Origin of the sequence: Halegenticoccus tardaugens (genome assembly GCF_004116405.1) — an archaeon.
GTDB lineage: Archaea > Halobacteriota > Halobacteria > Halobacteriales > Haloferacaceae > Halegenticoccus > Halegenticoccus tardaugens.
The window spans coordinates 268,955-281,631 of sequence record NZ_SDIC01000006.1; the positions used below are offsets into that span (position 1 = coordinate 268,955).

The window sequence follows — 12,677 nt, forward strand, 5'->3', positions numbered from 1 at the left end:
GCTTCGTTCCCGGGCCGCCGGAGTCATACGACCGTCGTTTTTCACCGGATTTACAAAAACTTACCGACGAGTTGAAAACTACCCCGAGAGGAACGTCCGAATCGCCTTCCCGTACAGAGCCGGCGCTCGCCGCCGCGACCCCGAGAGCGCCGTTTGCAAAGCGCCGGTCGCGTCGTCCAACACGCCCGCTCCGTGCCCGACGAGAATCCGCTCCGGTCGGAGCCCGCCCAGCGGCCGGGTCGGCGGGAGGAGCCGCCGCATCGGGTGGACGCCGAGGCGCTCGCCGCCGACGCGGAAGAAGTCGCTCGTTCCGACGGATTCGGGGACGAGCAGGGTGCCGTCAGCCTCGCGGTACAGGCCGACCTCCTGCCAGGGCGGCACCGACCAGTCCGCGACCGTGAGCGCGCGGTACCCGGTGTCGGCGAGTTCCCGCCCGAACCGCTCGACGGGCGCGTCGAGTTTCGACGCGACGCCGGTCATCCAGTCGGGAACGTACACCGGCGCGTCGTGTCGCTCCGCGAGAGCTGCGGCGTCCCGTCGGTGGCGGTCGAGTCCGACGACCACGCCCGCGACCTCGCCGAACTCGGCGAGCAACTCGTCCACCCCCCGCGCGTCGACCGGGTCGACGACCCACACCTCGCCGTCGACCGCGAGCGCGTGGCTGGCGCGCTGCATCGCCTCCTCGGGGTACGCGATCCAGCCGACGCCGCCCTCCCACCGGTCGATCTCGCGCAGGTCGGTCGTCCCCTCGCCTTTGAGCTTCATGCGCCGAATGTAGGACGGAAGGCGCATAATCCCTCCGACGGGCGGTCCCGCGTCCGTGGCCGTCCCCACGCGGTAGTCGCCGCACGCGGATACTTTACCGTCCGCGCGCGTACCGCGGACGATGCTCGACGCACTCTCCCACCTCGCGCTCGAAGTGAAGTACCTGGACCGCGCGCGCGGGTTCTACGTCGACCGCCTCGGACTGACGCCGACGGAGGAGACCGATACCGAGGTGGCCTTCTCGCTCGGCGGAGGCGATCGGCGCGACGACGGCACCACGCAGTTGATCCTCCGCCGCCCGTCCCGCGTCCCCCGCGGCGGCCTCCACGTCCACTACGCGTTCTCAACGTCCGAAGCGGCGTACGAGGGGTGGCTCGAACGGCTGGCCGACCTCGACCCGGAGGAACACACGTTCGGGTCGTACCGGTCGCTCTACGTCGACGATCCCGACGACCACTGCGTCGAGATCGGCGGCCTCGCGGACGGGGGCACCGACGTCGGTCTCGTCGGGATCTTCGAGGTCGTCCTCGAAGTCGTCGACCTCGATCGATCGGAGGAGCTGTACTCGGCACTCGGGTTCGAGACGGTCGACCGCGGCGACGAGCGCCGGAGAGTTCGGCTCCGAAGCCCGTTCGGCCTCGACCTCGAACTGTGGGAACCGCAACTGGGGCTCGCGGACGCCCGCGGCGGCGTCCACGTCGACCTCGCGTTCGATGCCGGGGATCCCGACGGCGCGGCCGACGCGATCGACCGGTGGGTCTGCGAACGCGAGCGCGTCGGCGACGGCGTCCGGGTATCCGATCCCGACGGGCACTCGCTGACGTTCGTTCGCGCGTCCCGGTGAACCGCGGCCTCGATCGAAAACGGGAGGCGGGCTATAGTCTGCTCCTGTCGATCTCGACGTCCGGCGGGCTCACGACGAGGAACTTCCGAAAGTGCATCAGCTCGCCGCCCATGTCCTTGATCTCGCGCGCGAAGCCCGACGCGAGGACGTTGAGGTCGCCCTCGATCGCGAGGACGAGGACGTTCCCCGCGTCGACGTTTCGGATCCACTCGTCGGGGTCCGTCTCCCCGTCGAGGATCCCGAGCACCACGTCCCCCGCGATCCCGTCCTCCTCCATCTGCTCTTCCGCGTTGCGGAGATCGAGGTCGAAGTCGCTCATATCCGCCCCTCGATTCCGGGCGAGAAAAACGTTCGGAACGACCCGTCCCGCCCCGCCGTCGGGACGGGATCGCTCTTGACGTCCGTCCACTCGACGGCGCGCGCGAACCCACTCGAATATAATTTCTAAAATTCACAGATGAATTTTTACCCCGCCCGGTCGATCGACCGGCCGCGCACGCCGACCCATATTAGTGATATTAGGACGTTCGTCGAAATATAGGTCGATTACGTCGGTCGATTTCTCGAACCCGTCGGCGTCGTGACAGTGATCGTCGATTGCCACCAACTGTCTCAGGGACAGACTTATATACGGGATGCGCACTCGTAGCGAACACGATGTCCAACAACGACACTGAGGACTCGTCGGTAACCAGTCCGGCGGGTCGAGTTCTTCCAGGGCACACTGGACTGCACTTCTGAAATCGAAACCGTACGAATCTTCGACACGACGCTCCGCGACGGAGAGCAGTCGCCGCGCACCTCGTTCAGCTACGACGACAAGCGCGAGCTGGCGGCGACGCTCGACGGGATGGGAACCCACGTCATCGAGGCGGGTTTCCCCGTCAACTCCGACGCGGAGTTCGAGGCCGTGAGCGACATCGCCGCCGCGACGGACGCGACCACGTGCGGGCTGGCCCGCGTGGTCGACGGCGACGTGGAGGCGGCGCTCGACTCCGGCGTCGACATGGTACACGTGTTCGTGAGCACGAGCGACGTGCAGCTGCGCGACTCGATGCACGCCTCCCGCGAGGAGGCCAAAGAGCGGGCGGTCGCGTCGGTCGAACGCGTCCGCGAGGCGGGCGTCGAGGTGATGTTCTCGCCGATGGACGCGACCAGAACGGACGAGTCGTTCCTCGTCGAGGTCGTCGAAGCCGTCTCCGAGGCGGGCGTCGACTGGATCAACGTCCCCGACACGTGCGGCGTCGCGACGCCGACGCGCTTTGGCGACCTGATCCGGCTCGTCACGGCGCACACCGACGCCCGCGTCGACGTGCACACGCACGACGACTTCGGGCTGGCCTCGGCGAACGCGCTGGCCGGCTTCGAGGCCGGCGCGCACCAGGCGCAGGTGTCGGTCAACGGGATCGGCGAACGCGCCGGCAACGCTGCCTACGAGGAGGTCGTCATGGCGGCAGAGAGCATCTACGGCGTCGACACCGGGATCGACACGACGCGGATCACGGAGCTGTCGCGGACGGTCGAGGAGAAGTCCGACATCCCCGTCCCCGCGAACAAGCCGGTCGTCGGTCGCAACGCCTTCTCCCACGAGAGCGGCATCCACGCGGCGGGCGTCATCGAGAACTCGGACACGTTCGAACCGGGCGTGATGACCCCCGAGATGGTCGGCGCGAGCCGCGAGTTCGTGCTGGGCAAACACACCGGCACGCACTCCGTCCGGATGCGGCTGGAGGACGCCGGCTACCGCCCGACCGACGCCGAAGTCACGCAGGTTACCCGGCGGGTGAAGGACTTCGGCGCGGAGAAACGCCGCGTCACGGTGTCCGAACTGGAGCGGTTCGCCCGGGAGATCGGCGTCGATCGCAAGGAGGAGGTCAGGGCGTAGGATGGTTCGACCGCCGATCGCACCGTCCGGAGAGCGCCGGGTGGCGCGCGACGGTCGACCATCGAGCAACGATTGCGCGCCGCGAAAGGATTATGAGCGTCCGCGTGATTCGGGTTCACACGATGATTCGGCGCGCCGCCGCCCGTCGCACGCAGGCCGCGAGCGCGCGGTCCGCCCGCGGCGACGTGGCCGCCGTCCGGTCGCTCATTATTGTAGGGGCAGCCTAGCCCCTCACTACCCCACGTTCAGATTCGGCGTCGAACCGTTTTCCGACAGCCACGCGGTCATCCGCACGATGTACACCACAGATCGACGACACCACACACGCGACAATCGAGGAGGGACAGCACATGAGTGAACGCGCGACGCAGGCGACACCGGAGGAAGAACGGGACGCGGACGGGACGAACGCCGGGGCGGACGCGCCCCCCGTCACGTCCGGCGCGGAGTCGCTCGTCCGCGCGCTCGAAAACGAGGGCGTCGAGGCCATGTTCGGCGTGCAGGGCGGGGCGATCATGCCCGTCTACGACGCGCTGTATCACTCCGACGTCCGGCACGTCATGATGGCCCACGAACAGGGCGCGGCCCACGCCGCGAGCGCCTACGGCGCGGTCAGGGGCGAGCCGGGCGTCTGCCTCGCCACGTCGGGGCCGGGCGCGACGAACCTCGTCACCGGCATCGCCGACGCCAACATGGACTCGGACGGCCTGCTTGCGTTGACCGGACAGGTCCCGTCGACCATGGTCGGCTCGGACGCCTTCCAGGAGACGGACACGACGGGCATCACCGCGCCGGTCACGAAACACAACTACTTCGCGGGCGACGCGGACACGGTCGGCGACACGGTCGGCGAGGCGCTCGCGCTCGCGGGTACCGGCCGGCCGGGACCGACGCTCGTCGACCTGCCCAAGGACGCCACGCTCGGCGAGACGGGCCGCGAGCCCGGTCCGGCGCGGCTGCCCGAGACGTGCGCGCCGCAACTGGAGGCCGACGAGGACGCGGTGGCGCTCGCCGCGCGCGCGATCGAGCGCGCGGACAAGCCGCTCCTGCTCTTCGGCGGCGGCGTGATCAAGGGCGACGCGACCGACGTCGCCCGCGAGTTCGCGGTCGAACACGGCATCCCCGTCGCCGAGACGATGCCCGCGATCGGCGCGATGCCGGACGACCACGAACTCTGCCTGGAGTGGGCGGGGATGCACGGCACCGGGTACGCGAACATGGCGATCACGCACACCGACACGCTGATCGCCGTGGGTTGCCGGTTCGACGACCGCCTCACCGGCGGCGTCGACACGTTCGCGCCGGAGGCGGAGGTCGTCCACGTCGACATCGACCCCGCCGAGATCTCGAAGAACGTCCACGCGGACTACCCGTTGATCGGCGACGCGGGGCGGGTGCTGGAACAGCTCGCCGAGGAGCTCGAACGGCCGCCTGACGCCCGCGAGTGGCGCGAGCAGTGTCTGACGTGGAAGGAGGAGTACCCGATGGACTACGCCACGCCGGACGACGAACCGCTGAAGCCGCAGTTCGTCGTCGAGGCGCTCGACGAGGCCACGTCCGACCGCGCGATCGTCACGACCGGCGTCGGCCAACACCAGATGTGGGCCGCCCAGTACTGGACGTTCCGCCACCCGCGGACGTGGATCTCCTCGCACGGGCTGGGGACGATGGGATACGGCCTGCCCGCCGCCATCGGCGCGCGCCTCGCCGCCGAGGACGACCAGGAGGTCGTCTGCGTCGACGGCGACGCCTCCTTCCTGATGACGCTGCAGGAGCTTTCGGTCGCGGTCCGCGAGAACCTCGACGTCACGGTCGCCGTCCTCAACAACGAGTACATCGGGATGGTCCGACAGTGGCAGGACGCCTTCTTCGACGGCCGTCGGATGGCCGCGGACTACGGCTGGTGTCCGGAGTTCGACAAGCTGTCCGAGGCGTTCGGCGCTCGCGGCTGGTCCGTCGACGACTACGACGACGTCGCGCCCGCGATCGAGGCGGCGCTGGACCACGACGGGCCGTCCGTCATCGACTTCCGGATCGATCCGGCGGAGAACGTCTACCCGATGGTCGCGAGCGGCGGCGCGAACGGGAAATTCGCCCTGTCGGAGGACCAGCTATGACGGGCGGATTGGACGGCCCGGCACCCAAAGAACGGCCGCACCCCGACGGCCGGCGCAACGCGCAGGGGATCCGCATCGATCCCGAGGCGGAGGCCGACCCCGCGGTGCGGACCGCGGTCGTCTCCGCGCTCGTCGAACACGAGCCGGGCGTCCTCTCGCGCGTCTCCGGGCTGTTCTCCCGGCGGCAGTTCAACATCGAGAGCCTCACGGTCGGCCCGACGACCGTCGCCGGCAACGCCCGGATCACGCTGGTCGTCGAGGAGACCGACCCCGGCATCGACCAGGTGAAAAAACAGCTCGCGAAGCTCAAACCGGTCATCTCCGTCGGCGAACTCGACGGCGACGCCGTCCGGGCGGAGCTGGTCCTCCTGAAGGTGCGCGGCGACGAACCGGATAAGGTCCACGCCATCACCCGCATGTACCAGGGCCAGACGCTGGACGCCGGCCCCCGGACGATCACGGTCCAGATCACCGGCGACCAGGGGAAGATCGACGACGCCGTCGACGCCTTCCGCCAGTTCGGTATCATCGAGATCGCCCGGACCGGCCAGACCGCGCTCGCGCGCGGCGACACGCCGACCACGCCCGGCGAGGAGCCGGCGCACGCCCGCGCGCGGGCCGATGGGGCCGAAGAGGCGCACGCGGACGGCGGCGAGACGGACCGAGACGAGACCGAAACACACGACCCCTGACGACACACACCACGACATACGATGACCGACGAATTCACCACCGAGGTATACTACGACGACGACGCGAACCGATCGTACATTGACGACAAGACCGTGGCCGTACTCGGCTACGGCAGCCAGGGCCACGCGCACGCGCAGAACCTCGCGGACAGCGGGGTCGACGTGGTCGTCGGCCTGCGCGAGGACTCCAGCTCGCGGGCCGCCGCCGAGTCGGACGGGCTCGACGTGGCGACGCCGGCCGAGGCGGCCGCGCGCGCGGAGATCGTCTCCGTTCTCGTCCCGGACACGGTACAGCCGGCGGTGTTCGAGGAGATCAAGGACGAACTGGAGCCGGGGAACACCCTCCAGTTCGCCCACGGGTTCAACATCCACTACAACCAGATCCAGCCGCCGGAGAACGTCGACGTGACGATGATCGCCCCCAAGACGCCCGGGCACATCCTCCGACGCAACTACGAGAACGACGAGGGGACGCCGGCGCTGCTCGCGGTCTACCAGAACGTCTCGAACGAGGCGAAGGAGGAGGCGCTGGCGTACGCGCAGGCGCTCGGCTGCACCCGCGCGGGGGTCGTCGAGACCTCGTTCCGCGAGGAGACGGAGACGGACCTGTTCGGCGAACAGGCCGTCCTCTGCGGGGGCATCGCGAGCCTCATCAAGCAGGGCTACGAGACGCTCGTCGACGCCGGGTACAGCCCCGAGATGGCGTACTTCGAGTGCCTGAACGAGATGAAGCTCATCGTCGACCTGATGTACGAGGGCGGGCTCGGCGCGATGTGGGATTCGGTGTCCGACACCGCCGAGTTCGGCGGCCTCACGAAGGGCGACGTGATCGTGGACGAACACGCCCGCGAGAACATGGAGAAGGTGCTCGAAGACGTACAGAACGGCGCGTTCGCACGCGAGTGGATCGTCGAGAACCAGGCCGGCCGCCCCGCGTACACGCAGCTGCGCGAGGCGGAGAAGAACCACGACATCGAACGCGTCGGCGCGCGCCTGCGCGACCTGTTCGCGTGGGCGGAGGAGGGGGAGGAGACGGAGAAAGACGAGAAGACCGAGGTGACGGCGGATGACTGAGGGAACGGACCGAGCCGACGAGCGCGGCGACGGACGGTCGCCGACGAACGCGAGTCGGACGACGATGAAGGACGTGAACCACACGAACCCCTACACGGGCGAGACGTTCGGCGCGGCGTTCCAGCGCGGCCCGGCCGTCGCCGACGGCGGCGCGGTCGACGACCGCGCGGACGCCCGATCCGGCGAGGCGATGCGCGACGTCGACCACACCCCGCTGAACGGCGAGAGCGCGAACCGCGTGTGGGCGCGCGGCGCGAACGAGGCCGAGGAGGCCGACGTACGGGACCGGAGTGCCGTCGATGAGTGAGGGAACGCTGTACGACAAGGTGTGGGAGAACCACAGGGTCGCCGACCTGCCGACCGGCCAGACGCAGCTTTTCGTCGGCCTCCACCTCATCCACGAGGTGACGAGCCCGCAGGCGTTCGGAATGTTGCGCGAGCGCGACCTGGAGGTCGCCTACCCCGAGCTCACGCACGCGACCGTCGACCACATCGTCCCGACGGCGGACCAGTCGCGCCCCTACGGCGACGACGCCGCCGAGGAGATGATGGCGGAGCTGGAGGAGAACGTCCGCGAGGCGGGCATCCGCTTTTCCGACCTGGACAGCGGCGATCAGGGGATCGTCCACGTCATCGGGCCGGAGCAGGGACTCACCCAGCCCGGCAAGACCATCGTCTGCGGCGACAGCCACACCTCGACGCACGGCGCGTTCGGCGCGCTCGCGTTCGGCATCGGCACCTCACAGATCCGCGACGTGCTCGCGACCGGAACGATCGCGATGGAGAAGCAGAAGGTCCGAAAGATCGAGGTCGCGGGCGAACTCGGCGACGGCGTCGAGGCGAAGGACGTGATCCTCGAAGTCATCCGGCGGCTCGGCACGGAGGGGGGCGTCGGCTACGTCTACGAGTACGCCGGCGAGGCGATCGAGCGCCTCGGCATGGAGGGCCGGATGTCCATCTGCAACATGTCGATCGAGGGCGGGGCCCGCGCGGGCTACGTCAACCCCGACGAGACCACCTACGAGTGGCTGCGGGAGACGGACGCCTTCCGCGACGACCCCGAGCGGTTCGAGGAGCTGAAGCCGTACTGGGAGTCCGTCCGCTCCGACGCGGACGCCGAGTACGACGACGTCGTCGTGATCGACGGCGACGAGCTGGAGCCGGTCGTCACCTGGGGTACCACCCCCGGACAGGGCGTCGGCATCACCCAGCCGATTCCCGCGCCCGAGGATCTGCCCGCGGACAAGCGGGAGACCGCCCAGCGCGCGCAGGAGCACATGCGCGTCTCGCCCGGCGAGACGATGGAGGGCTACGGGATCGACGTGGCGTTCCTCGGCTCCTGCACCAACGCGCGGCTGCCCGACCTTCGCCGCGCGGCGCGGATCGTCGAGGGTCGGGAGGTCCACCCCGACGTGCGCGCGATGGTCGTCCCCGGCAGCCAGCGCGTCCAGCGGGCGGCCGAGGAGGAAGGACTCGCGGACGTGTTCAGGGAGGCCGGCTTCGAGTGGCGAAACGCCGGCTGTTCGATGTGCCTCGGCATGAACAAGGACCAGCTGGAGGGCGACGAGGCCTGCGCGTCCTCGTCGAACCGGAACTTCGTCGGCCGGCAGGGGAGCAAGGACGGCCGGACGATCCTCATGAACCCCCGGATGGTCGCCGCGGCGGCGATCGAGGGCGAGGTGACCGACGTGCGCGACCTGAAGGAGGTGACGCTGGCGTGACGACCGAGGAGATCCCGGAGGTCGAGTCGGTGACGGGAACCGGCGTTCCGATCCGCGGCAACGACATCGACACGGACCAGATCATCCCGGCGCGCTTCATGAAGGTCGTCACGTTCGACGGCCTCGGCGAGTTCGCATTCTTCGACCAGCGGTTCGACAGCGCGACGCCGCGGGCGTCGCGCGGTGGAGACGGCGAAGCCGTCGAAGCCCAGGACAACCGGAAGGAGCACCCGTTCAACGACGGGCGGTTCCGCGACGCCTCCGTCATGGTCGTCAACGCGAACTTCGGCTGCGGCTCCTCGCGCGAGCACGCCCCGCAGGCCCTGATGCGCTGGGGGATCGACGCGATCGTCGGCGAGTCGTTCGCCGAGATCTTCGCGGGCAACTGCCTCGCGCTCGGCATCCCGACCGTGACCGCCGACACCGAGACGGTCGAGACGCTCCAGGCGTGGGTCGACGCGAACCCGGACGGGGAGATCGAGGTCGACGTGGCGGCCGAGACGGTGACGTACGGCGACGACGCCGTCGACGTGACCGTCGACGACGCCCAGCGAAAGGCGCTCGTCGACGGCGTCTGGGACACGACGGCGCTGATGAAGTCGAACGCCGACGCGGTCCGGGCGACCGCCGAATCGCTCCCCTACGTGAGCCTCGATGACTGAGGAGATCGCGGTCATCCCTGGCGACGGCATCGGCCGCGAGGTCGTCCCGGCCGCGGTCGGCGTGCTCGACGCTGTCGGCGACTTCGACTTCGTCGAGGCGGACGCGGGCGACCACGTGAAGGACGAGGCGGGCGAAGCGCTCCCGCAGGAGACGTACGATCTCGCCGCGAGCGCGGACGCGACGCTGTTCGGCGCGGCGGGCGAAACCGCCGCTGACGTGATCCTCCCGCTCCGCGGGGCGGTCGAATCGTTCGTCAACGTCCGCCCGGCGAAGGCGTACCCCGGCGTCGACGCGCTCCGCCCCGAGACCGACCTCGTGTTCCTCCGCGAGAACACGGAGGGCGTCTACGCGGGCCACGAGGACCGCCTCACCGACGAGGTGTCGACGTTGACGCGCGTCGTCACCGAGTCCGCCTCCAGACGGCTCGCGCGGTTCGCCTGCGAGTTCGTCCGAACGAGCGACGAACACGACGCGCTCGCCGTCGCGCACAAGGCGAACGTGATGCGCGAGACCGACGGCCGGTTCCGCGAGGCGGTCCTGTCGGTCGCGGCTGAGCGCGGCGTCGAGGCGGACGAGGTCCTGATGGACGCGTTCGCGACGCGGGTGTGTCTCGACCCGACGCAGTTCGGCGTCGTCGTCTGCCCCAACCTCGCGGGCGACGTGCTGTCGGACCTCGCGGCGGGGCTGGTCGGGGGCCTCGGCCTCCTCCCGAGCGCGAACATCGGCCCCGAGCGGGCGCTGTTCGAACCGGTCCACGGCACTGCGCCCGACATCGCGGGCGAGGGCGTCGCCAACCCCTCCGCGACCATCCTCTCGGCGGCGATGCTGCTCGATCACCTCGGCCACGACGAGGAAGCGGCGGCGGTCCACGAGGCCGTCGAACGGACGCTCGCGGACGGTCCGCGAACGCCCGACCTCGGCGGCGACGAAACCACGGCCGACGTGACGGAAGCCGTGATCTCCCGCCTCGACGACTGATCGGACGGGATCGATTCGGACTTCTTCGGCGTTTCGGTCGGAGGCGAGCGACCGACGGATATATTTCTCATGTATCGATCAGAAACGATCTCAAAGACGACAAGAACAGTTAAAACCGTGGGAAAACCAATCAGAGACGAGATCACCCGAAAACCATGCTACCCGCAGAGCGAAAACGGAAGATCGTCGAACTCGTGTCGGAGGCCGACGGGCGCTCGGTCGAGGGTCTCGCGGACGAACTCGACTTTTCGAAGGCGACCATCCGTCGCGACCTCCGCGATCTGGAGGACGACGGGCTCATCGAGCGTTCTCACGGCGGCGCGGTGCCGGTGACGACGGTCGGCCGCGAGCAGACGTACGGACAGCGCGAAGTGCAGAACCTCGACGGGAAGCGCGCCATCGCGGCGCGGGCGGTCGAGGAGATCCGCGACGGCGAGGTCGTCTTCTTCGACGCCGGGACGACGACGATGCAGGTTGCAAAGCGGGCACCGAAGGACGGTTCGCTGCTCGCGGTGACGAACGCGCCGCGGCTGGCGGTCGAACTCGGCGGGGAGGACACCGAGGTGATGCTCACGGGCGGGACCCTTCGCCGTCGGACCCGCGCGCTCGTCGGCCCCACCGCCGAGAGCTTCATGGAGCGGATGAACTTCGACCTGCTCTTTCTCGGAACGAACGCGATCGACGCCGGGGAGGGGCTGACGACGCCGAACGAGGACGAGGCGCGGATGAAGGAACTGATGGTCGAGAAGGCGGAGCGGGTCGTCCTCGTCGCCGACGCCGGCAAGGTCGAAAAGCGGAGCTTCGTGCGGTTCGCCGGCCTAGCGGACGTCGACGTGTTCGTCACCGACCGGAAACCGCCGACGACGGTGCGCGAGGCGTTCGAAACCGGCGGCGGCGAGGTCGTGGAGGTCTCCGCGTGATCCTCACCGTCACGCCGAACCCCGCGCTCGATCACACGCTCACGCTCGACGAACCGCTCCGCTCCGGCGTCGTCCACCGGACGGACGCCGCGCGGTTCGACGCCGGCGGCAAGGGGATCAACGTCTCGCAGTACCTGCGCGCGCTCGGCGAATCCACGCTCGCGACGGGCTTTCTCGGCGATCCGTTCGGAAGCGTCCTTCGGGCGCAGCTCGGAGAGGAGGGCGTCGACGCCGACTTCGTCGACATCGACGACACGACGCGCCTCAACACGACCGTCCTGACGCCGGACGGCGAGTACAAGCTCAACCACGGCGGTCCGCGCGTCGGCGAGAACGCCGTCGACTCGCTGCTCGAGACGATCGCGCGACACGACCCCGAGACCGTCCTCGTCGCCGGGAGCCTCCCACGCGGCATCGACGCGACGGCGATCGATCGGATCTCGGCCGCCGGCTCGTGGGAGGTCGCCGTCGACGTCGGCGGCGACCTCCTCCGGTCGCTCTCCGGCCGGTACGCCCTCTGCAAGCCGAACCGGGAGGAGCTCGCCGCCGCGACGGACGAACCGGTCGACACCGTCGAGGGGTGTACGGCGGCGGCGGAGGCGCTTCGCGCCCGCGGGTTCGACCGCGTGGTCGCGTCGCTGGGCGCGGACGGCGCGGTGATGGCGACCGAGGCGGGGGCGCTGTACGCCCCGGCGCTGGAGACGGACGTCGTCGACACCGTCGGCGCGGGCGACGCGCTCCTGTCGGGCGTGCTCGCGGCGCTCGCCCGGGGGGAGCCCGACGCGGTCGCGCTCAAGTACGGCGTCGCGGTCGCCTCCCGCGTCACGGCGGTGGCGGGGACGGTCGTCCCCGGCTTCGACGACGTCCGGGCCGACGTCGAAGCCGTGTCCGTTTCTGAATGCTGATCAGGTTTCGCCCGCTGTCCGCCCGTCGGTGGGTGTCCGTTCGCGATTCTCCGGAATATCGCGCGACAATCAATCAGAAACGATCACATTCGAAAGTATTTTTGAACACTTGC

13 protein-coding genes are annotated in these 12,677 nt (G+C 69.4%); 11 read left to right on the forward strand and 2 right to left on the reverse strand.

The genetic code is table 11. The features are described 5' to 3' along the window. Positions 1-78: 78 nt before the first annotated feature. Complete coding sequence (locus C3L37_RS17185; protein WP_129115820.1) at positions 79-765, reverse strand: hypothetical protein; 687 nt, start codon at positions 763-765, stop codon at positions 79-81. Positions 766-886: 121 nt separating this feature from the next. Here C3L37_RS17185 and C3L37_RS17190 point away from each other — a divergent pair, with 121 nt between their 5' ends. Then, positions 887-1,609, forward strand: coding sequence for a VOC family protein (locus C3L37_RS17190; protein ID WP_129115821.1), 723 nt, complete (start codon positions 887-889; stop codon positions 1,607-1,609). Positions 1,610-1,640: 31 nt separating this feature from the next. Here C3L37_RS17190 and C3L37_RS17195 read toward each other — a convergent pair whose 3' ends face one another. Continuing rightward, on the reverse strand, positions 1,641-1,928 hold the full coding sequence (locus C3L37_RS17195; RefSeq protein WP_129115822.1) for a DUF5779 family protein: 288 nt from the start codon (positions 1,926-1,928) through the stop codon (positions 1,641-1,643). A gap of 405 nt (positions 1,929-2,333) precedes the next feature. Between C3L37_RS17195 and C3L37_RS17200 the strand changes: the two genes are divergently transcribed. The 10 genes from C3L37_RS17200 (at position 2,334) to pfkB (ending at position 12,564) form a co-directional block, all read left to right on the forward strand. Continuing rightward, positions 2,334-3,494 (forward strand): LeuA family protein, encoded by a 1,161-nt coding sequence (locus tag C3L37_RS17200; RefSeq protein ID WP_129115823.1) that lies wholly within the window; start codon positions 2,334-2,336, stop codon positions 3,492-3,494. 350 nt (positions 3,495-3,844) lie between these two features. After that, a complete protein-coding gene (gene ilvB / locus C3L37_RS17205) occupies positions 3,845-5,611 on the forward strand; it encodes a biosynthetic-type acetolactate synthase large subunit (RefSeq protein WP_129115824.1) in 1,767 nt (588 codons plus the stop codon). Next, positions 5,608-6,303: an acetolactate synthase small subunit gene (ilvN, locus tag C3L37_RS17210; RefSeq protein ID WP_129115825.1), complete on the forward strand. Its 696-nt coding sequence runs from the start codon at positions 5,608-5,610 to the stop codon at positions 6,301-6,303. Before ilvB ends, ilvN begins: the two co-directional genes overlap by 4 nt. 21 nt (positions 6,304-6,324) lie before the next feature. After that, the gene (gene ilvC, locus C3L37_RS17215; protein ID WP_129115826.1) at positions 6,325-7,377 is read left to right on the forward strand and encodes a ketol-acid reductoisomerase; all 1,053 of its coding nucleotides are present in this window, start codon (positions 6,325-6,327) and stop codon (positions 7,375-7,377) included. Positions 7,378-7,441: 64 nt separating this feature from the next. Continuing rightward, positions 7,442-7,684 carry a hypothetical protein gene (locus tag C3L37_RS17220; protein ID WP_129115880.1) on the forward strand — a complete coding sequence of 81 codons (243 nt, stop codon included), beginning with the start codon at positions 7,442-7,444 and terminating at the stop codon, positions 7,682-7,684. Continuing rightward, positions 7,677-9,098 (forward strand): 3-isopropylmalate dehydratase large subunit, encoded by a 1,422-nt coding sequence (leuC, locus tag C3L37_RS17225; protein WP_129115827.1) that lies wholly within the window; start codon positions 7,677-7,679, stop codon positions 9,096-9,098. The genes C3L37_RS17220 and leuC overlap by 8 nt, the downstream gene beginning before the upstream one ends. Beyond that, positions 9,095-9,760, forward strand: a complete 666-nt coding sequence (gene leuD / locus C3L37_RS17230; RefSeq protein WP_129115828.1) for a 3-isopropylmalate dehydratase small subunit — start codon at positions 9,095-9,097, stop codon at positions 9,758-9,760. The genes leuC and leuD overlap by 4 nt, the downstream gene beginning before the upstream one ends. Next, positions 9,753-10,739, forward strand: coding sequence for a 3-isopropylmalate dehydrogenase (gene leuB, locus C3L37_RS17235; RefSeq protein ID WP_129115829.1), 987 nt, complete (start codon positions 9,753-9,755; stop codon positions 10,737-10,739). Before leuD ends, leuB begins: the two co-directional genes overlap by 8 nt. Positions 10,740-10,894: 155 nt before the next feature. Beyond that, positions 10,895-11,659, forward strand: coding sequence for an HTH-type transcriptional regulator GlpR (gene glpR / locus C3L37_RS17240; RefSeq protein ID WP_129115830.1), 765 nt, complete (start codon positions 10,895-10,897; stop codon positions 11,657-11,659). Continuing rightward, positions 11,656-12,564: a 1-phosphofructokinase gene (gene pfkB, locus C3L37_RS17245; protein ID WP_129115831.1), complete on the forward strand. Its 909-nt coding sequence runs from the start codon at positions 11,656-11,658 to the stop codon at positions 12,562-12,564. Before glpR ends, pfkB begins: the two co-directional genes overlap by 4 nt. Positions 12,565-12,677: the final 113 nt, after the last annotated feature.